The sequence below is a fragment of the Rhodococcus sp. P4_C10 genome (assembly GCF_056402135.1).
The window spans coordinates 17,905-36,655 of sequence record NZ_JBFUHZ010000014.1 but is presented as its reverse complement, the minus strand read 5'-3'; the positions used below and the strand labels follow the sequence as shown (position 1 = coordinate 36,655).

The following is an 18,751-nucleotide window of genomic DNA, read 5'->3' as shown; positions in this document are numbered from 1 at the left end:
CCGCGTGAGTTCGCAGCTGGCCGTGGTGACGGTTACCTATTCGCCCGGCAGGCATCTCCAGGAGTTCCTGGACAGCCTCCAGGACGCAACCCGGTTGACGACGCAGGTCGTCATGGTCGACAACGGTTCGACGGACGGTGCGCCGGAGGCGGCCGCCGCCTCGAACGAGAATGTGCGCCTGCTGCGCACGGGGGAGAACATCGGCTACGGCGGCGCGATCAACCGCGCGGTCGCCGAGCTGGACCCCGCGTGCGAGTTCGTCGTCGTCGCGAACCCCGACATCCGCTGGGGCGCCGGATCCATCGACACCCTGCTCGCCGCCGCCGAGCGCTGGCCGCGGGCGGGCGCGCTCGGGCCGCTGGTGCTCGAGCCCGACGGCAGCGTCTACCCGTCCGCCCGCGAGGTCCCCGGACTGGTGTCCGGCGCCGGGCACGCGGTGCTCGGCACGGTGTGGCCGTCGAACCCGTGGACGCAGCGCTACCGTCAGGAGAACGAGCAGGTCTCCGAGCGTGCGGTCGGCTGGCTGTCCGGGTCCTGCCTGCTGATGCGCCGCGCCGCGTTCGACGCCGTCAACGGCTTCGACTCGCGCTACTTCATGTACATGGAGGACGTGGACCTCGGCGACCGGCTGGGCCGGGCCGGCTGGCTCAACGTGTTCGTGCCGTCCGCCGAGGTCACCCATACCAAGGGTCACGCGGCCGGGCGCCACCCCGAACTGATGCTGCCGGCCCACCACCAGAGCGCCTACCGGTTCCAGGCGGACCGGCATCCGCACTGGTGGCAGGCTCCGGTGCGGTGGGTGCTCAAGGGCGGTCTGGCGGTGCGGTCGAAGATCGCCGTGGCGTCGGCAGTGCGCAATCGTGCGAACGAAGAGGAGACAACCGGCCGTGTCGGATGACTTTGGGGGCAATGACATCGTGGGGAACGAGATTGTGCGAAACGACGCGGTGGACGCGGTCGTGCTGGTCGGAGGCAAGGGCACGCGGCTGCGGCCGCTGACTCTGTCGGCGCCGAAGCCGATGCTGCCGACGGCGGGCCTGCCCTTCCTGACGCACCTGCTGGCCCGGATCCGGGCCGCGGGCATCACCCACGTGGTGCTCGGCACGTCGTTCAAGGCGGAGGTATTCGAGGAGCACTTCGGCGACGGTTCCGAGCTGGGCCTCGAACTCGAGTACGTCACCGAGACCGAGCCGCTGGGCACCGGCGGCGGCATCCGCAACGTGCTCCCGAAGCTGCGCGCCGACAACGTGGTCGTGTTCAACGGCGACGTGCTCGGCGGTACCGACCTGCGGGCGGTGCTGGACACCCACGCCGCCACCGACGCGGACGTGACGATGCACCTGGTCCGGGTGGGCGATCCCCGTGCCTTCGGCTGCGTGCCGACCGACGAGAACGGCCGGGTCACCGACTTCCTGGAGAAGACGCAGGATCCGCCGACCGACCAGATCAACGCCGGCTGCTACGTGTTCCGGCGCGAGATCATCGAGAAGATCCCGGCGGGTCGCCCGGTGTCGGTGGAACGCGAGGTGTTCCCCGGACTGCTGGCCGACGGTCGGCGGGTGTTCGGCCATGTGGACGCCGCGTACTGGCGTGACATGGGGACCCCGGAGGACTTCGTCCGCGGCTCGGCGGACCTGGTCCGCGGCATCGCGCCGTCCCCGGCGCTGACCGGCCCGCGCGGCGAGGCGCTGGTGCACCCCGGGGCCGGAGTGGCGCCGGGGGCCGTGCTGATCGGCGGGACCGTGGTCGGCCGGGGCGCGGAGGTCGGCGCCGGGGCGCGACTCGACGGCGCCATCCTGTTCGACGGCGCAGTGGTGGAGGCCGGCGCGACGGTGGAGCGCTCGATCGTCGGGTTCGGTGCCCGGATCGGCCCGCGGGCACTGGTCCGCGATGCCGTGATCGGCGACGGCGCCGACATCGGCGCGCGCTGCGAACTGCTGCGCGGCGCCCGGGTGTGGCCCGGCGTGGCCCTGCCCGACGGTGGCGTCCGCTTCAGCACCGACGTGTGATTCGGCACTGATTCCAGATTCCTTAGCTTTGCTACTGAAATACTGGGGGGCATGATGTCGCAGGAACCCGTATTCCACAGGTACGTCGCACTCGGTGACTCGTTCAGTGAGGGCGTCGGTGACCCCGACCCGACGCGACCGAACGGCCTGCGCGGCTGGGCGGACCGGGTCGCGGAGGAGCTGGCCCGGCGCGACGCCGACTTCGGCTACGCCAACCTGGCCGTCCGCGGTCGGCTGCTCGGGCCCATCGTCGACGAACAGCTCGACGCCGCGATCGCGATGGAACCCGACCTCGTCACGATCTACGCGGGTGGCAACGACCTGATGCGGCCGAGGGTCGACCTCGACGCACTGGCCGCGCGGTACGACGAGGCGATCGGCAAGCTGACGGCGACCGGCGCGACGGTGCTGATGTGGACCGCGTTCGACGCGGGCTGGTCGGCGGTGTTCGGCAAGCTGCGGGGCCGCTCCGCGATCTACAACGAACTGGTGCGTGAGGTGGCGGACCGGCACGGCGCGACGCTGGTCGACTTCTGGCGCTTCGACGAGTACCAGGACCTGCGGATGTGGGACTGGGACCGCCTGCACATGTCCACCGCCGGCCACCAGAACATGGCGATCCGGGTACTCGGGACGCTCGGCGCCCCGCACCGGATCGAGATGGACTCGCTGGGGCCCGACCTGCCCACCGACAAGGCGTCGCGGTGGCGCGCCGATCTCGCGTGGACCAAGGACTTCCTGGTGCCGTGGGTCGGTCGGCGGACCGGGAATCCCGGTCGGCCCTCTTGCGCGTCAGGTTGGTCAGTCGGTGCCGAGGTTGCGGGTCGAGGAGATCGCAATCAGGCCGATCAGGCCGACCAGGGCGAAGGCGTAGAAGCCCCAGGGCACCGCGTAGCCGGCGCCGAGCAGCGCGCCGCCGAGGAGGGGGCCGCAGATCGCGCCGACCCGGCCGACGCCCGCGGACCAGCCCAGGGCGGTCGCGCGGATGGCCGCGGGATGGTTGGCGCTGGTGAAGGCGTACACGAGCACCTGGGCGCTGAAGACGAAGCAGCCGGCCAGGAAGACCATCGCGTAGATGCCGCCCGCGACGTCGATGCTGAGCGCCGCGAGGAAGATGGCCGCGCCGGTGAACCACACGATGGCGGCGGTGCGGGGCCCGATCTTGTCGGCGACGCGGCCCGCGACGAGCAGGCCGACGATGGCGCCGGCGTTGAGGATCAGCAGGAACGTCAGGGCCGCACCGAGCTCGTAGCCGGCCTCACGCATGATCGTCGGCAGCCAGGTGTTGAGGCCGTACACCAGCAGCAGGCCCATGAACGAGGTGACCCAGATGGCGATGCTGTTGCGCAGGAACTTCGGCGAGAAGAGCGTCTTGACCGGGTTGGTGACGGTGGCGGCTGCGTCGTCGGCCGGCGCCGGCTCGAGGGTGAGGCCGTACTGCGCGGCGATGGCCTCGGCCTCGTCGCGGCGGCCCTTGGAGAGCAGGAAGGACGGCGACTCCGGCAGGTACCGGATCATCAGCGGGATCAGCACGATCGCGGGCGCCGCACCGATGACGAACATCGAGTGCCAGCCGAAGGGTTCGATCATCACGAGGGCCAGTGCGGCCGTCGCGACGGCGCCGACGTGGTAGCCGGTCATCAGCAGGGTCGAGGCCGACCCGCCGCCCTGCTTCTTCGAGAACTCGTTGACCAGGGCCAGTGCGGTGGGCAGCGCGCCGCCCAGGCCGATGCCCGCGATGAAGCGGAGCAGCCCGAAGACGAACGGGTTCGGGGCGACGGCGCACAGCAGGGTGACGACCGAGAACGCCGCGACGGCGTAGATCAGTGCCCGCCGCCGCCCGATGACGTCGGTGAGGGTGCCGATGACCAGTGCGCCGATGGTCATGCCGACGAGGCCGAACGTCGAGATGGCGGTGATGGCGCCGGTGCTCAGGTTCCAGTCCCCGTACTCGCGGAGCGAGGGGATGACGGCGCCGAGCACGACCAGGTCGAAGCCGTCGAGGAGGACGGCGATCCAGCAGAGCGGTGCGACCCACATTGCGGTCGAACCGCGGGTCAACGGTCGTTCGATGGTGCTCATTCACTCTCCGGAATCCACAGGCGTTCGCAATGCGAACTGCCGTTCATTTTTGGCAAACGTCATTGTTTGGTGGATCACATTCGAATGTCAAGCGGGCGGACCGCGGGGGTGGTAGGTCATCGCGGCGACGCGGCGGCCACACTGGATGCGTGAGTGAGGTGAACGCCGTCGACCGCAGCATGCTCGGTCGGGCCTTCCTGGTGCTGAACTCCTTCAGTGTCGAGCGGCCGCGCCTGACGCAGTCAGAGCTGAGCCGGCGCACCGGTCTGCCGTTGCCGACGGTGCACCGGTTGTGCGGGCAACTGGTTGACCACGGCGCCCTCGAGCGCGACGCGGACGGGCGCTACGAGATCGGCGTGCGGCTCTGGGAGCTGGGGGCGCTGGCACCCCGCGCGCACGGGCTCCGACAGGTCGCGATGCCGTACCTCGAGGACCTCTACGAGGCTACCCACGAGAACGTCCAGTTGATCGTGCGCGAGGGGCTCGAGGCCCTGTACATCGAGCGACTTTCCGCACGTGGGGCGGTGACTGTGGTGGGGCGCGCAGGTGGTCGGCTGCCCCTGCACGCGTCGAGCGGCGGGCTGGTCCTGCTCGCGCACGGGGGAGCCGACCTGCTGGCCGAGGTCCTCGGGGCCGGGCTGGCCCGGTTCACCCCGAACACCATCACCACCGAGCACCGGCTGCGGTCGACGCTCGCCGAGATCCGGCGCGCCGGCTACATCGTGTGCCGTGAGCACCTCAACGTCGGCACGCTGGCGGTCGCGGCGCCGATCCTGCGCGCCAACGGCGCCGTGGTCGCGTCGATCTCCGTCGTCGTCCGGGCGGCCGACGATCCGGCCCCGCTCATCCCCGCCCTGCGGGCCGCCGCGCGGGGAATCTCGCGCGGAATGGCGTGACGGACGTCTCAGGGTCGACGGCGGAGAATTCTTTCACTGAGTGAAAGTCGCGGTATCGCACCGGAACCGCCGCGGGAACAGTGGTGGCGATCACGAGCTACCGAGGAGTAACCCATGACCAACCCGAGCACCCAGGTCGGCATCGTCGGCGCCGGCCCGGCCGGACTGATGCTGTCCCACCTGCTGCACCTGCGCGGCATCGAATCCGTCGTGCTGGAGGCCCGCACCCGGGAAGAGGTGGAGGGCACCATCCGTGCGGGCGTGCTCGAGCAGAACACCGTCGACCTCATGACCGCGACCGGCCTCGGCGACCGGCTGAAGGTCGAGGGGCTCGAGCACCACGGCATCGAGCTGCGGTTCGGCGGCCGCGGGCACCGCATCGCGTTCGACGAGCTCACCGACGGCCGCGCGGTGACGGTCTACCCGCAGCACGAGGTGCTCAAGGACCTCATTGCCAAGCGCATCGCGGACGGTGGCGACATCCGGTTCGGCGTCTCCGACGTCGAGGTCCACGACCACACCTCCGACCAGCCGCACATCACGTACACCGACACGGACGGCAACCCGCAGACCGTCACCTGCGCCCTGGTCGGCGGCTGCGACGGCTCGCGCACCAAGACCCGCAAGCTCATCCCCGAGCCGGCCATCCGCCAGGACCACTTCCGTCAGTACCCGTTCGCGTGGTTCGGCATCCTCGCCGAGGCGCCGCCGTCGTCCGAGGAACTGATCTACGCCAACCACCCGCGTGGCTTCGCGCTGATCAGCACCCGCACCCCGCAGGTCCAGCGGCACTACCTCCAGGTCGATCCGGACGACTCGGTGGACAACTGGTCCGACGACCGCATCTGGTCCGAGCTGCACGCCCGGGTCGACGGTGAGGGCGCGGAGATCAAGGACGGCAAGATCTTCGAGAAGTCGATCCTGCAGTTCCGCAGCTTCGTGTGCGAGCCGATGCAGCACGGCAACCTCTTCCTCGCCGGCGACGCGGCGCACACCGTGCCGCCGACCGGCGCCAAGGGCCTGAACCTGGCCGTGGCCGACGTCTACGTGCTCTCGAAGGGCATGGCCGAGTTCTTCGAGACCGGCAACCGTGGCCCGCTCGACGCCTACACCGAGACGGTGCTGCCGCGAATCTGGCGCACGCAGCACTTCTCCTGGTGGATGTCGTCGATGATGCACCGCCTGCCCGACGCGTCCGGCTTCGACCACAAGCGTCAGGTCGCCGAGCTCGACATGGTGACCCGCTCGGTCGCCGGCCGCACCCTGATCGCCGAGAACTACGTGGGCACCCCGCTGGGCTGACCCGCGGTCAGACGGGTTCGTCCCGGAACGCTGAAATGGCCGGTCCCGCAAGGGGGCCGGCCATTTCGCGTGTCGCTCTGCGGTGTCAGCCGATGCGTTCGAAGACGGCCGCCAACCCCTGACCGCCGCCGATGCACATGGTCTCGAGGCCGTAGCGAGCCTCACGACGGTCCATCTCGCGCAGCAGCGTCGCGAGGATGCGGGCGCCGGTCGCGCCGACCGGGTGGCCGAGGGAGATGCCCGAGCCGTTGGGGTTCAGGCGCGGGTCGTCGGCCTCGAGGTCCCACGTGCGCAGGACGGCGAGGGCCTGCGCGGCGAATGCCTCGTTGAGCTCGATGACGTCCATGTCGGACAGCGACAGGCCCAGGCGGCTCAGCGCCCTCTCGGTGGACGGCACCGGCCCGATGCCCATCGTCCGCGGCGGCACACCGGCCACGGCCCAGCTGGCGAGCCGGGCGAGCGGACGCAGCCCGAGGGCCTTCGCCTTCTCCGGCGTGGTGACGATTGCGATTGCGGCACCGTCGTTCTGGCCGCTTGCGTTGCCGGCGGTGACGGTGGAGTCGGGGTCGACCTTGCCGCGGATCGGGCGCAGCTTCGCGAGCGACTCGACGGTGGTGTCGGCTCGGGGGTGCTCGTCGGTGTCGACCATCAGGGCGTCGCCCTTGCGCTGCGGCACCGCGACCGGGACGATTTCCTGCGCGAAGACGCCGCTGTTCTGCGCCGCGACGGCCCGCTGGTGGGACGCCACGGAGAGCGCGTCCTGGTCCGCGCGGCTGATGGAGAACTCGGCGCGCAGGTTCTCGGCGGTCTCGATCATGCCGCCGGGCACCGGGTAGTTCCGTCCGCCGGCGGTGACGCGGGCCCGGGCCAGCCGGTCGTTGAGGGCCAGCGACTCGCCGCGGACGCCGTAACGCATTCCGGTGGCGTAGAACTCGGCCTGGCTCATCGACTCGACACCGCCCGCGAGGACGAGGTCGCTGCCGCCGGACTGCACCTGCATCACGGCCTGGATGATCGCCTGCAGCCCGGAGCCGCAGCGGCGGTCCACCTGCAGGCCCGGAACGTCCACGCCGAGACCGGCATTGAGAGCCGCGATCCGGCCGATCGCGGGCGCCTCACCGCCGGGGGAGGCCTGGCCGAGGATCACATCGTCGATGTCGGCGCCGGAAATGCCGGTCCGGGTGACGAGTTCGGTGATCACGGTGGCCGCGAGGTCCTCGGGGGTGATGTCGCGGAACACGCCGCCGAATCGGCCGACGGGGGTGCGGAGGGGTTCGCAGATGACTGCGTCAGGCATGGTTACTTCCTTGCAGAGATGGTCAATGCTGGGTGCGGACGAGATCGGCCGAGATGGCCTCCGCGGCTGCGACGGCGGCGGGAACGAGGGTGTTGTACACGTCCTCGATCGAGTACCGCGCCGCCTGCGTCGAAATGTTCACGGAGGCAACGACTGTGCCCGAGCGGTCGCGAATGGGGGCGGCGAGCGAGCGCAGGCCCTCCTCGAGTTCCTGGTCCACCACGCAGTAGCCGTCCGCGCGTACCTGGTCGAGTTCGGTGCGGAGCATGTCCGGGGTGTCGATGGTGCGGCCGGTGAGGGGCGTCAGCGTCACCCGCGCGAGGTACTCGTCGAGTTCGGGCTTGTTCAGCCCCGCGAGCAGGACGCGGCCCATCGAGGTGGCGAAGGCGGGAAAACGGGTGCCGATGTTGATGGACACGGTCATGATGCGGCTCACCGGGACTCGGGCCACGTACACCACGTCGTCCTGGTCGAGGATCGAGACCGACGTGGATTCGCGGACCTGCTCGGACAACGCCTCGAGGTGCGGTCCGGCAATCTCGGGCAGCGACAGGCTCGACAGGAAGCTGTAGCCGAGCTCGAGCACCCGCGGCGTCAGCCAGAACACCGAACCGTCGGTGCGCACGTATCCGAGCTCGGCGAGCGTCAGCAGGAACCGGCGGGCGGTCGCCCGCGTCAGGTCGGTGTGCTTGGCGACCTCGCTGAGGGTGCGCCGCGGGTGGCCGGCGTCGAACGCCTTGATGACGGACAGTCCTCGCGCGAGCGACTGCACGTAGTCGGGCGACGCCCCGATCGGCTCGGTCCCGGTCGTCTCGCTCGAGTTGCTCACTGTCAGGTACTCCCCTCAGTGGCCCCCGCCAGGTCGGCGAGGGCCTGCTTCCCGAGCGCGAACGCCCGGTTGCTGTTCGGCACACCCGCGTACACCGCGGTATGGAGGAATACTTCCACGAGCTGCTCGGGGTCCATGCCCGCCCGCAGGGCCGCCCGGATGTGCATGTCGAGCTCGTGCTCGTTGCCGACTGCGGTGAGGATCGCGAGGGTCAGCAGCCGGCGGGTGGGGTGGTCGAGACCCTCGCGGGCCCAGATGTCACCCCATGCGGTGCGGGTGATGAAGTCCTGGAACGGGTCGGTGAACGCCGTGCTGGAGCCGATCGCACGGTCCACGTGGGCATCGCCGAGAACCGAACGGCGCACCGACATCCCGACGTCGTGGACGGCGCGGCGGGCCACACCCACCGGGGTCGACGTCGCGATGTGCGCCTCGATCAGGCGGGTCACCGCGCCGGCCTGCTCGACATTCGCCAGGTGCGCGCCGGGGGACAGGACGTGGAACTGCGCCCCGGCGACGCCGTCGGCGATGGCCCGCAGCGCGGACGGGGGAGTGGGGCCGTCCTGCTCGGCCGCGATCACCAGCGTGGGCGCGGCGATGCGGGCCAGGTCGGCGCGGCCGTCCCACTGGGAAAGGGCCTCGCAGCACGCGGCGTATCCCTCGTCGGAAGTGCCGGAGACCATCGCGACGTGGCGGGCCACCAGTTCCGGATCACGCTGCGCCAGTTCGGGGGTGAACCAGCGGCCGACGACGGACTCCGCGATGGACGCGACGCCGTCGGCGCGGACGGCGGCCGCGCGATCGAGCCACGGCTGAGCCGGGGCGAACTGCGCGGCCGTGCACAGCACGGTCAGGGTGTGCACGCGCTGCGGGTGGTGCGCCGCCAGCCACTGTCCGACGGCGCCGCCGAGGGACAGGCCCACGAGGTGCGCCGCGTCCAGGCCGAGCGTGTCGAGCAGTGCGATGACGTCGCCGCCGAGGTCGGCCATCGTGTACGGGCCGGCGGGGACGGGGGAGCCGCCGTGGCCGCGGTGGTCGACGGCGATCACGTGGGCGCGGTTCGACAGCGCGCGGACCTGCGGATCCCACATGTGCAGGTCCGAGCCGAGCGAGCCGAGCAGCAGCACCGGCGGCGCGGTCGGGTCGCCGTGGCGTTCGTAGTGCAGGTCCACGGTCATGCGGGTCCTCCGGGGGTTCGGGCGGGCCGGGAAGCTGGGGTGGGTCGGGCAGAAAGGGCACGGTCGACGAGGTCGACGGCGTGGCCGAGGTAGTTCGAGGGATCGAGCAGGTCGCGCAGTTCGTCGGCGGACAGGTGCGCGGTGATCTCGGGAGCGCGGTCGAGGGGGACCCCGGATGCCGCCGCGGCGGTGACGATCTCGCGCGCCGAGTCGGTGTGCGCGGACAGCGCTCCGGTGACCCGCTCGGCGAGGATGAGCCCGCCGGTGATGTCGAGGTTGCGGGCCATCGCGTCGGCGTGGACGTGCAGTCCGCCGAGGCTCGACGCCAACTGGTGTGCGGCCCCGCCCGCCAGGCGCAGCAGGTCGGTGACCGTCTCCCACTCGGCGTGCCACGCGCCCGCGGCCCGGGCGAACTCGTGGTCCATCGACGACAGGACGGTCGAGACCAGGCCGGGCGCCCGGCGGGCGGCGGCACGTGCGGTGATGGCCGCCACCGGATTCTGCTTGTGCGGCATGGCCGACGAGCCGCCCGGTGCGTCCTCGGCGACCTCGCCGAACTCGGTCGAGGCCATCGCGATGATGTCGGTGGCGGGCTTGGCGACCGCGCCCGCGGCCATGCCGAGTGCGGACGCCAGGGCCGCGACCGGCGTGCGGGTGGTGTGCCACGGCGCCACCTGCCGCGCCAGGCCGAGTTCGTCGGCGAGGGCGTCGGCCATCTCGAGGCCGCGCGGGTGGACGGCGGCGAGAGTGCCCGCCGCGCCACCGAACTGGCCGGGCAGCGCGCAGAGCGCCCGCTCGAGTTGGGTGGCCGCGTCGTCGAGGCCGGTGAACCACGACACCGCGAGCGCACCGAAGGTGGTGGGCAGCGCCTGCTGCCCGAGCGTGCGCGCGACCATCGGGGTGGCGCGGTGCGCCCGCGCGAGTTCGGCGCCGGAGTTCGCCGCCGCCCGCAGGTCGGCGAGCACGATGTGACCTGCCCTGTGCGCGAGCAGCATCAGCGCCGAGTCCATCACGTCCTGGCTGGTGGCGCCGACGTGCACGGCAGAGGCGGGGACGCCCTCCGCGGCACAGGCCGCGCGCAGGATGCGGACCAGTGGGATCACCGGGTTGCCGCCGGCGGCGGACTTGCGGCCGAGGTCCGCGATGTCGAGCCCGGCGGGCGCGCCGAGCGCCGCGGCGACGGTGGTGACCGTCGCCGCGTGCGCGGCCGACACCAGCCCGACGGTCGAGGCGGCCCGGGACAGGGCGGCCTCGACCTCGAGCAGAGCAGTCACCCAGGCCTGGTCCGAGACCTCCGCGGCGACGGCGTCGCCACCGAAGACGGGATCGAAGAGTGCACCGCGGGCGTTGCTCACACCAGGCTCCTGATCACAGCTCGAAGAACGGCGTCTCGACGCCCTCGGGATCGCTGTCCTGAACATAGACGGTGAGGCTGTAGCCGTCGTCGGTCTTGCTCGCGATCAGCTTCGGCCGCTGCGACTCGGGCAGCGACGTCAGCACGGGGTCGACGGCGTGCGCCTCGGTGTCCTCCGGGAAGTACAGCCGGGTGTACAGGCGGTCGAGCATGCCGCGGGCGAAGACGCCGACGTTGACGTGCGGGGCCTCGACGGCGCCGTTCTCGGCCGGCAGCGGACCCGGCTTGACGGTGTGGATCGCCGCGGTGCCGGTCTCGTCCGCCCCGGCCCGCCCGAAGGCGCGGAACCCGGCGGGGGTCGGCTCGGCCGCGCCGCGCGGGTCGTCGGCGTGGGCGAATCGGCCCGCCGCGTCGGCCTGCCACGTCTCGATCATCGCGTCCGCGACCGGCGTGCGGGCGCCGTCGATGACGGTGACGCGCAGCGTGATCCGGTCCGGGGTGCCCTCGGGGGCGGCGTCGGGGCCGTCCGCCCACGGCAGGCCGATGTGCCAGTACGGGCCCACCGTCTGCGACGGGGTGACGCCGAACTCGGCGGTGGTGAAGTCGCCCGGGGTGACCTCGTAGGTCGGTGCACCGGAGTTCTTGGGGGAAGTGTCAGTCATCGTGATCCTCGTCGTCCTCGAACGGGGTGGCGTCGCGTCCGCGCAGGACGATGTCGAAACGGAAGCCCAGGGCCCAGTCGGCCACGGTCGCGTCGTAGTCGAAGACGCTGACCATGCGGTGCCGGGCGGCGGCGGGGACCGCGTTGTAGATCGGGTCCTGGAAGAACAGCGGATCGTCCGGGAAGTACATCTGCGTCACCAGGCGCTGCGTGAAGGCCTGGCCGAACAGCGAGAAGTGGATGTGCGACGGGCGCCACGCGTTGTCGTGGTTGCGCCACGGGTACGCGCCCGGCTTGACCGTCGTGAACGTGTAGTGACCGTCGGCGTCGGTGACACACCGGCCGATGCCGTCGAAGTGCGGGTCGAGCGGCGCGGGCCAGTTGTCGCCGATGTGCCGGTACCGGCCGCCCGCGTTCGCCTGCCACACCTCGAGCAGCGTGTTCGGGACGGGCTTGCCGCCCGAGTCGAGGACCCGGCCGTGCACCACGATGCGCTGCCCCTGGGCCTCGCCGCCGTTGGCGATGGTCAGGTCGGCGTCGCCGGGCTGGACTCGGTCCTCACCGAACACGGGTCCGGTGACCTCGCCGAGGCGCTGCGGGATCAGCTTGAGGGGCTGCCGGGGGCTGCGCAGCGCGGTGGTCTTGTAGTCGGCGAAGTCCGGCGGCGCATTCACGTCGGCGCCGATCGGCCGGTATTGCGGGGGCAGATGAAGCATGTGACGACCTCGTGTGGGGACGGTCCGGGTGAGGGGTACCGAGTCTTGTTCGGCCTTCCCTGTTCGGAATGTGGACGAAGTTACGTTATGCGAACAACCGTAGTGCGTTCCGCGGGCGCGATCAACGGCCCGCGCCCAAATTGTTCGCAATGCGGACGGGGGTTCATATTACGCACGAACCGTCGTATGCTGGCTCACATGATGGACAAAGTCATTGCCACGGCGGCCGAGGCCGTCGCCGACGTGCCCGACGGCGCGACGATCGCGGTCGGCGGGTTCGGCCTGGTAGGAGTGCCGGAGATCCTCATCAACGCGCTGCTGGAACAGGGCGCGACGGATCTCGAGACGGTGAGCAACAACTGCGGCACCGACGGCTTCGGCCTCGGTGTGCTGCTCGAGCAGGGCCGGATCCGCCGGACCGTCAGCTCGTACGTGGGCGACAACAAGGAATTCGCCCGGCAGTACCTCTCCGGTGAACTCGAGGTGGAGCTGACGCCGCAGGGCACCCTCGCCGAGCGGCTGCGTGCCGGCGGCGCCGGCATCCCCGCGTTCTTCACCCCTGCCGGCGTCGGCACCCAGGTCGCGGACGGCGGCCTGCCCCGCCGCTACGACGGCAACGGTGGCATCGCCGTCGCGAGCCCGGCCAAGGAGACCCGCGAGTTCGACGGGCAGACGTACGTCATGGAGCGGGGCATCGTCGCCGACTACGCCCTCGTCCACGCGTGGAAGGGTGACCGCCACGGCAACCTCGTCTTCCGCCGCAGCGCCCGCAACTTCAACCCCCCGGCCGCCGCGTCGGGCCGGATCACCATCGCGCAGGTCGAGCACCTCGTCGAGCCGGGCGAGCTGGATCCCGACCAGGTCCACACCCCGGGTATCCACGTGCAGCGCGTCGTGCCCGTGGGCAAGGTCACTGTCGGAATCGAGAAGCGAACGGTACGAGCATGACTCAGACGATTGTGCAGAAGCTGACCCGCGAGCAGATGGCCGCGCGGGTGGCACAGGAACTCTCCGACGGGCAGTACGTCAACCTCGGCATCGGCATGCCGACGCTGGTGCCGAACTACATCCCCGAGGGCATCACGGTGGTCCTGCACTCGGAGAACGGCGTCCTGGGTGTGGGCCCGTACCCTACCGAGGACGAACTCGACCCCGAGCTGATCAATGCCGGCAAGGAGACCGTCACCGTCCTGCCGGGTGCGTCGTACTTCGACTCGTCGCAGTCGTTCGGCATGATCCGCGGCGGCCAGGTGGACGTCGCGGTGCTGGGCGCGATGCAGGTCAGTGCCAAGGGTGACCTCGCCAACTGGATGATCCCCGGCCACATGGTCAAGGGCATGGGCGGCGCGATGGACCTCGTCCACGGCGCCAAGCGCGTCATCGTGATGATGGAGCACGTCTCCAAGAAGGGCGAGTCGAAGATCCTCGACGAGTGCGCCCTGCCGCTCACCGGCAAGGCGTGCGTACAGCGGATCATCACCGACATGGCCGTCCTCGACGTCACCGACGAGGGCCTGCGCCTGGTCGAGACCGCGCCCGGCATCAGCGTCGACGACGTCGTCGCCGCCACCGCGGCGACGCTGCTGCTCTAGCGTCGCCGCCGGCCGGCGGACGGGCTCAGCGCCGGTTCGCCAGCCGGACCAGGTGGTCGATCGTCGCCTTCTCGGCGCCGTCGGGCAGGTCGTCGACCGGCCACCACCGCAGGTCCTGCGACTCGTCACTGCGCACCGGCGTGGCGCCCACCTCGGCCCACACCAGGAACCTCAGGTCCAGGTGCCGGGTGGGCACCCCGAGCGAGCAGGTGATGGGGTGGGTGTGCGCCGACAGCAGCGACGGATCGATCCGCAGGCCCGCGATCCCGGACTCCTCCGTGGCCTCGCGCAGGGCCGCGTCGACCACCGTCTCGTCGCCCGGCTCGCAGTGCCCGCCCAGCTGGATCCAGCGGCCGACCCGTGGATGCAGGGTGAGCAGCACCTGACGCCGGTCCTCGCTGAGCACCAGCGACGACGCGGTGATGTGGCCGGGGACGTGCTCGCGCAGGCAACCGAGCGGCGCCGAGTCGAGGAACGCAAGCATGGTGTGCCGTAACGACTCGGCGTCGCCGGAATCGGTGTCCCAGTCCTCGAGTGCGGCCACCGCCGACGCGTGCAGCGACTGTGCCGTCATTTCGGTCACAGCTCCAGCAATGCGTCGCCGGGCGCGAGGGGCTTGCGCGGGGTCAGCTCCTCGACGGGATGCCCGACGGCGATCGCGCCGAGCGGCTGCCAGTCGTCCGGCAGGCCGAGGACGGCGCGCACCGTGTCCGCGGCGAAGATCGTCGACCCGATCCAGCAGCTGCCGATCCCCTTGGCGGCCAACGACACCAGCAGCCCCTGCACGGCCGCACCGACCGCGACGGTGAACATCGTCGACTCGGCGCGGGTGCGACGCTCGTCCGGATAGTGGTGCGCGCCGTCCGGTACGCAGAACGGGATCACGACCTCCGGAGCGCCGAACAGGATGTTGCCGCGGGCAACCCGTCGCTCGATGTGCTCGTCGCTCATGCCGTCGGCGGCAAGATCGTCGCGCCACCGCTGCTGCATCGTCTCGAGCAGACGCCTGCGCGTCTCGGGGGTGCGCAGCCACACGAACCGGACCGGGCGGGTGTGGTGCGGCGCCGGTGCGGTGAGGGCCTCGGCGATCGACGCGCGGACCGCCTCGGGATCCACCGCCTCGTCGGAGAACTCACGGATCGAGCGGCGCAGCAGCAGAGCCTCACCCCGGCCCTGGGCCAGCGCCTCGTTGGTGCCGAGCCAGAACAGGTCCTCCTCGCCGCGGCGGAGCAGGTCGGCGGCGACCGAGCCGTCGTCCGCCAGGTTCAGGCCCCGGACCACGGCGACGGGGACCCCGCCGACCTTGCCCTTGACCAGATCGCCCGCGGCGGCGAGCTCGTCCGCGATCGCCACCGAGGTGACGTAGAGCTCGTTGCCCTGGGCGTCCACCGAGCCGGCGTAGCCGTGCAGCACGGGCAGCCCGGCGGCGCCGATCGCGGCGTCGGTCTGGCCCATCCGCCAGGCCCGGCCCATTGTGTCGGTGATCACCACCGCCACCGACACCCCCAGTAGTTCGGCCAGCCGCACGCGCAGTGCCCGTGCACTCGCGTCGGGGTCCTCGGGCAGCAGGGCGAGCTCGGCGGGATGCACGTTGGACCCGTCGATTCCAGATGCGGCCTGGACGATGCCCAGCCGGTTCTCGGTGATCAGCGTGCGGCCCTTGCGAGCCACGACGCGCACGGCCTCCTGGTCGACGAGGACGCGGCGGGCCGCGTCGCGTTCGTCGGGGTCGGTGGGGGAGGCCACAATTCGGCCTTCCACCTTCGAGACGATCTTGCTGGTTACGACCAGCACGTCGCCGCCCCGGAGCCACGGCGCCGCCACGGCGAGGGCGGCGGCCAGGTCGTCGCCGGGCCGGAACTCGGGCAGACCCGACACCGGGAGGATCTCGATGGCCGCGCCGGCGCCGTGGTCGCCGATGCCGGCCGTGCCGTTGTCGTTCTCGGAGCTCACACCGACACCCCGGCCAGGCGCAGCGCCGCCCGCGCCATCTCCGCGGTGGTCTCCGGGTCGGTCATCAGCAGCGGGACCGCCTCGACCGTCACGCCGGGGACGTCGGCGGTGTCGGTGTCGTGGATCAGCCAGCCGTCCAGGATTCCGGTGTCCGATCGCGCGCCGTAGTAGCGCCCGACTGCCTCGGCGGAGGTCTCGACGCCGATCACCTCCAGGCACTCGTCGGCCATGCCGCGCAGCGGCTTGCCGTCGATGACGGGGGACAGGCCGACCACCTTGGCGCGTCCGGTCCGCAGCGCACCCCGGATGCCGGGGACGGCGAGGATCGCGCCGACACTGACCACCGGGTTCGACGGCGCCAGCAGCACCGCATCCGCATTCTCCAGGGCGTCGATCACGCCCGGTGCGGGTGCCGCCTTGTCCGCGCCGACATGGACGAAACTGTGGGTCGGGACCTGGGCCCGGTGCCGCACCCACCATTCCTGGAAATGAATTGCTCGCTGTTCGCCGTCGGCCGGATCGGTGATCACGACGTGCGTCTCACTGCGGTCGTCGGTGACGGGGATCAGCCGCACCCCGGGCTGCCAGCGGTTGCACAGCGCCTCGGTCACCGCGGACAGCGGGTAGCCGGTGCGCAGCATCTGCGACCGGATCAGGTGCGTCGCGATGTCCCGGTCGCCGAGGCCGAACCAGTCGGGCTTGGCGCCGTACGCCGCGAGCTCCTCCTTGGCGTTCCAGGTTTCGCCCACATGGCCCCACCCGCGTTCGGGGTCGATGCCCCCGCCGAGGGTGTACATGCAGGTGTCCAGGTCCGGGCAGATTCGCAGCCCGTGCATCCACACGTCGTCGCCGACGTTGACGATCGCAGTGATTTCGTGTTCAACCGCTTCGCCCGATTCTGCGAGCAGACTGCGAATTCCCTGCAGAAAACGCGCCCCGCCGACTCCGCCTACCAATACAGTGACTCTCACGCGCAAGAGCCTATGCGGCCAGCGTCGGTGCCACCGAGTGGCACCGTGCCAGCGTCATGCGCCGACCACGACACGCGCAGAACCGGACATATGCGCAGCAGTCCGGAATCGCTCGTCGGGGATGGTAAGGGAAAATTAGCTGACAGCTTGACCCTCGGTAGCTGGGCGTGTCTAATCACATCTATGTCATTCCATGCTCATCATCCGAGATCCATTGCGATGGGTAGCGATTCGAACGTCTGTTTCATTTCGAATGACATTGTCGGGAGTCCCGACTGCTCATGAAATTTCTGCGCTAATCAAGAGGTGAGGAGGCGGCATGATGTCCATCCAGTACGAGGAATCACTAACTCTCCCGAGCGCCATTGAAGGGGAACCGCAGATCGATGCCACGGGGGGCACGGCACTGGGCGTCAGTCAGACGCAGGACGACATGGGGGTCGTCCGTCCGGTGCTGAGTCTGGTGCAAACCGGCTTCGACGACATGTTCGAGGCCATCGAAGACCAATGGCAGGAACGCGCGCTGTGTGCGCAGACCGACCCGGAAGCCTTTTTTCCGGAGAAGGGGGGATCGACCCGCGAGGCCAAGCGCATCTGCCTTGGCTGCGAGGTCAGGGGGGAATGTCTCGAGTACGCGCTCGCGAACGACGAGCGGTTCGGCATCTGGGGCGGCCTGTCGGAACGTGAGCGCCGGCGCCTCAAGCGGGGGATCGTCTAGAACAACGGGGAGTCCGGTACGGCTGCGTCGACTACTGTCGGCGCAGCCGTACCGAGTTTCCGGCCGTTGAGGTCAGTCATCAACCGGCAGTGACGTTTTCGGTGTGGTTGTCGGACCGTCAGTCGTCGGGGTCTTCGGTGAGGTCGGGGTCGACCACCTCGGGGTCCACTCCGAGGTAGGTGGCCACCTGGCGCACCAGCACCTCGTTGAGCAGGTCGACGAGGTCCTCCTGGCGCTTGGCCCGCAGTTCGAGTGGGCGCCGGAACAGCACCAGTCGCGCCCGGGTCGTGGCGCCGTGCCGGTCCACGCCCGCGGGCACCAGTCGTGACAGCGGGACGGGTCCCTCGGCCACCACCTCGGGCGGCCAGGTCACCGAATCCGGGTCCAGTGCACGAATTTTCGGCACCTCGTCGACCGCGATGTCGAGCTTGGCGATCCGGTCGTGCCAGCGGGCGTCGATCGGTGCGAACGCCTCCAGCACCAGCAGGTCGAACTTCTCCGCGCGGCTGCGCCATGCCGGAACGCTCGCGGGCAGCAGCGGTCCGCGGATCCCGCGTCCCCGGCGAGCCGCCGATCGGGAACTCAGTGGTCGACCGTGTCGGGCTCTGCGCATGAGTGTCAATCCTACCGACCGCGATCGTCACTCGGTGTGTCCGAGTAGGAGTTGGCGGAGCGGCGGGATACCCTCACTCTCGTGATATCACTACGTCGATGCTGCCGGCCGGGTTGCAAGAACCCTGCCGTTGCGACTCTGACGTACGTCTACTCCGACTCGACCGCGGTCGTCGGTCCGCTCGCGACGGTGGCGGAGCCGCATTCCTGGGACCTGTGCGATGCGCACGCCTCTCGGATAACCGCGCCGAAGGGCTGGGAACTGGTCCGTTACGAGGGTGGATTCGCCACGAGCCCCGACGAGGACGACCTGACCGCACTGGCGGAGGCCGTGCGCGAGGCCGGCCGGGGCGAACGCGTCCACGTCGAGTCCCGCGGTGTCGAGCATGCGGCTCCGGCCGTCTCCGCGCCGCGTACGGGACGTCGCGGTCACCTGCGGGTGCTGCCGGACCCCACCAGCTGATCTTCGAATCCACCATGCGGTCCCGCCGCGGCGTCGGCCGCTGATTCCGCGTGTCCGGTCTGGGGCACTAGGCTTCCCACCGAGACAGCGCGCGAGAAGACAATCCCCGAACGCAGGA

19 protein-coding genes and 1 pseudogene are annotated in these 18,751 nt (G+C 70.6%); 9 read left to right on the top strand and 11 right to left on the bottom strand.

Features of this window, described 5'->3' with window-relative positions; all coding sequences use genetic code 11:
• The first annotated feature begins 4 nt into the window (after positions 1-4).
• The 3 genes and pseudogenes from AC1DWC_RS11870 to AC1DWC_RS11860 all read left to right on the top strand — a co-directional run.
• Positions 5-898, top strand: a complete 894-nt coding sequence (locus tag AC1DWC_RS11870; protein ID WP_477908255.1) for a glycosyltransferase family 2 protein — start codon at positions 5-7, stop codon at positions 896-898.
• Positions 899-932: 34 nt separating this feature from the next.
• Entirely contained in the window at positions 933-2,009 is a 1,077-nt protein-coding gene (gene manB, locus AC1DWC_RS11865) for a mannose-1-phosphate guanylyltransferase (RefSeq protein ID WP_072843797.1), read from the top strand.
• A gap of 51 nt (positions 2,010-2,060) precedes the next feature.
• Positions 2,061-2,771 (top strand): annotated as a pseudogene (locus tag AC1DWC_RS11860) (SGNH/GDSL hydrolase family protein); the annotation flags it as partial.
• A gap of 39 nt (positions 2,772-2,810) precedes the next feature.
• On the opposite strand, the gene AC1DWC_RS11855 reads toward AC1DWC_RS11860, so the two are convergent.
• Positions 2,811-4,091: an MFS transporter gene (locus tag AC1DWC_RS11855; RefSeq protein ID WP_477908253.1), complete on the bottom strand. Its 1,281-nt coding sequence runs from the start codon at positions 4,089-4,091 to the stop codon at positions 2,811-2,813.
• Positions 4,092-4,270: 179 nt separating this feature from the next.
• Here AC1DWC_RS11855 and AC1DWC_RS11850 point away from each other — a divergent pair, with 179 nt between their 5' ends.
• Together AC1DWC_RS11850 and AC1DWC_RS11845 are read left to right on the top strand one after the other, a co-directional pair.
• The gene (locus tag AC1DWC_RS11850; protein WP_477908423.1) at positions 4,271-4,987 is read left to right on the top strand and encodes an IclR family transcriptional regulator; all 717 of its coding nucleotides are present in this window, start codon (positions 4,271-4,273) and stop codon (positions 4,985-4,987) included.
• Between the two features lie 114 nt (positions 4,988-5,101).
• The gene (locus AC1DWC_RS11845) at positions 5,102-6,289 is read left to right on the top strand and encodes a 4-hydroxybenzoate 3-monooxygenase (protein WP_477908251.1); all 1,188 of its coding nucleotides are present in this window, start codon (positions 5,102-5,104) and stop codon (positions 6,287-6,289) included.
• 85 nt (positions 6,290-6,374) lie between these two features.
• On the opposite strand, the gene AC1DWC_RS11840 is transcribed toward AC1DWC_RS11845, so the two are convergent.
• The 6 genes from AC1DWC_RS11840 to pcaH are packed head-to-tail and all read right to left on the bottom strand — an operon-like array spanning position 6,375 to position 12,324.
• Positions 6,375-7,586: an acetyl-CoA C-acetyltransferase gene (locus tag AC1DWC_RS11840; RefSeq protein ID WP_477908249.1), complete on the bottom strand. Its 1,212-nt coding sequence runs from the start codon at positions 7,584-7,586 to the stop codon at positions 6,375-6,377.
• 22 nt (positions 7,587-7,608) lie between these two features.
• Positions 7,609-8,415: an IclR family transcriptional regulator gene (locus AC1DWC_RS11835; protein ID WP_477908247.1), complete on the bottom strand. Its 807-nt coding sequence runs from the start codon at positions 8,413-8,415 to the stop codon at positions 7,609-7,611.
• A gap of 2 nt (positions 8,416-8,417) precedes the next feature.
• A complete protein-coding gene (gene pcaDC / locus AC1DWC_RS11830) occupies positions 8,418-9,593 on the bottom strand; it encodes a bifunctional 3-oxoadipate enol-lactonase/4-carboxymuconolactone decarboxylase PcaDC (protein WP_477908245.1) in 1,176 nt (391 codons plus the stop codon).
• Positions 9,590-10,948 (bottom strand): lyase family protein, encoded by a 1,359-nt coding sequence (locus AC1DWC_RS11825; protein ID WP_477908243.1) that lies wholly within the window; start codon positions 10,946-10,948, stop codon positions 9,590-9,592. The genes pcaDC and AC1DWC_RS11825 overlap by 4 nt, the downstream gene beginning before the upstream one ends.
• Before the next feature lie 13 nt (positions 10,949-10,961).
• A complete protein-coding gene (pcaG, locus tag AC1DWC_RS11820; protein ID WP_477908241.1) occupies positions 10,962-11,609 on the bottom strand; it encodes a protocatechuate 3,4-dioxygenase subunit alpha in 648 nt (215 codons plus the stop codon).
• Positions 11,602-12,324, bottom strand: a complete 723-nt coding sequence (pcaH, locus tag AC1DWC_RS11815; RefSeq protein ID WP_097210539.1) for a protocatechuate 3,4-dioxygenase subunit beta — start codon at positions 12,322-12,324, stop codon at positions 11,602-11,604. The genes pcaG and pcaH overlap by 8 nt, the downstream gene beginning before the upstream one ends.
• A gap of 201 nt (positions 12,325-12,525) precedes the next feature.
• On the opposite strand from pcaH, the gene AC1DWC_RS11810 reads away from it, so the two are divergent.
• Positions 12,526-13,272: a CoA transferase subunit A gene (locus tag AC1DWC_RS11810; protein WP_477908421.1), complete on the top strand. Its 747-nt coding sequence runs from the start codon at positions 12,526-12,528 to the stop codon at positions 13,270-13,272.
• On the top strand, positions 13,269-13,916 hold the full coding sequence (locus tag AC1DWC_RS11805) for a CoA transferase subunit B (RefSeq protein ID WP_477908239.1): 648 nt from the start codon (positions 13,269-13,271) through the stop codon (positions 13,914-13,916). Before AC1DWC_RS11810 ends, AC1DWC_RS11805 begins: the two co-directional genes overlap by 4 nt.
• Before the next feature lie 25 nt (positions 13,917-13,941).
• Here the strand turns inward: AC1DWC_RS11805 and AC1DWC_RS11800 are convergent, their stop codons facing one another.
• The 3 genes from AC1DWC_RS11800 to cofD are packed head-to-tail and all read right to left on the bottom strand — an operon-like array spanning position 13,942 to position 16,840.
• Positions 13,942-14,490 carry an NUDIX hydrolase gene (locus AC1DWC_RS11800; RefSeq protein ID WP_477908237.1) on the bottom strand — a complete coding sequence of 183 codons (549 nt, stop codon included), beginning with the start codon at positions 14,488-14,490 and terminating at the stop codon, positions 13,942-13,944.
• Between the two features lie 5 nt (positions 14,491-14,495).
• Complete coding sequence (locus AC1DWC_RS11795) at positions 14,496-15,869, bottom strand: coenzyme F420-0:L-glutamate ligase (protein ID WP_477908235.1); 1,374 nt, start codon at positions 15,867-15,869, stop codon at positions 14,496-14,498.
• Positions 15,866-16,840: a 2-phospho-L-lactate transferase gene (gene cofD / locus AC1DWC_RS11790; RefSeq protein WP_477908233.1), complete on the bottom strand. Its 975-nt coding sequence runs from the start codon at positions 16,838-16,840 to the stop codon at positions 15,866-15,868. Before cofD ends, AC1DWC_RS11795 begins: the two co-directional genes overlap by 4 nt.
• Positions 16,841-17,324: 484 nt before the next feature.
• On the opposite strand from cofD, the gene AC1DWC_RS11785 reads away from it, so the two are divergent.
• Positions 17,325-17,558: a WhiB family transcriptional regulator gene (locus tag AC1DWC_RS11785; protein ID WP_169888194.1), complete on the top strand. Its 234-nt coding sequence runs from the start codon at positions 17,325-17,327 to the stop codon at positions 17,556-17,558.
• A 118-nt stretch (positions 17,559-17,676) separates the two neighbouring features.
• Here the strand turns inward: AC1DWC_RS11785 and AC1DWC_RS11780 are convergent, their stop codons facing one another.
• Complete coding sequence (locus tag AC1DWC_RS11780) at positions 17,677-18,171, bottom strand: metallopeptidase family protein (RefSeq protein ID WP_477844392.1); 495 nt, start codon at positions 18,169-18,171, stop codon at positions 17,677-17,679.
• An 81-nt stretch (positions 18,172-18,252) separates the two neighbouring features.
• Between AC1DWC_RS11780 and AC1DWC_RS11775 the strand changes: the two genes are divergently transcribed.
• Positions 18,253-18,633, top strand: coding sequence for a DUF3499 domain-containing protein (locus tag AC1DWC_RS11775; RefSeq protein WP_072843794.1), 381 nt, complete (start codon positions 18,253-18,255; stop codon positions 18,631-18,633).
• Positions 18,634-18,751 lie beyond the last annotated feature (118 nt).

Coding starts and splice junctions, on each gene's coding strand:
- AC1DWC_RS11800 (WP_477908237.1), bottom strand. CDS start 14,490: ATGACGGCACAGTCGCTGCACGCGTCGGCGGTGGCCGCACTCGAGGAC.
- AC1DWC_RS11785 (WP_169888194.1), top strand. CDS start 17,325: ATGTTCGAGGCCATCGAAGACCAATGGCAGGAACGCGCGCTGTGTGCG.
- pcaDC (WP_477908245.1), bottom strand. CDS start 9,593: ATGACCGTGGACCTGCACTACGAACGCCACGGCGACCCGACCGCGCCG.
- AC1DWC_RS11855 (WP_477908253.1), bottom strand. CDS start 4,091: ATGAGCACCATCGAACGACCGTTGACCCGCGGTTCGACCGCAATGTGG.
- AC1DWC_RS11810 (WP_477908421.1), top strand. CDS start 12,526: ATGGACAAAGTCATTGCCACGGCGGCCGAGGCCGTCGCCGACGTGCCC.
- AC1DWC_RS11780 (WP_477844392.1), bottom strand. CDS start 18,171: ATGCGCAGAGCCCGACACGGTCGACCACTGAGTTCCCGATCGGCGGCT.
- AC1DWC_RS11840 (WP_477908249.1), bottom strand. CDS start 7,586: ATGCCTGACGCAGTCATCTGCGAACCCCTCCGCACCCCCGTCGGCCGA.
- AC1DWC_RS11845 (WP_477908251.1), top strand. CDS start 5,102: ATGACCAACCCGAGCACCCAGGTCGGCATCGTCGGCGCCGGCCCGGCC.
- pcaH (WP_097210539.1), bottom strand. CDS start 12,324: ATGCTTCATCTGCCCCCGCAATACCGGCCGATCGGCGCCGACGTGAAT.
- pcaG (WP_477908241.1), bottom strand. CDS start 11,609: ATGACTGACACTTCCCCCAAGAACTCCGGTGCACCGACCTACGAGGTC.
- AC1DWC_RS11850 (WP_477908423.1), top strand. CDS start 4,271: ATGCTCGGTCGGGCCTTCCTGGTGCTGAACTCCTTCAGTGTCGAGCGG.
- AC1DWC_RS11805 (WP_477908239.1), top strand. CDS start 13,269: ATGACTCAGACGATTGTGCAGAAGCTGACCCGCGAGCAGATGGCCGCG.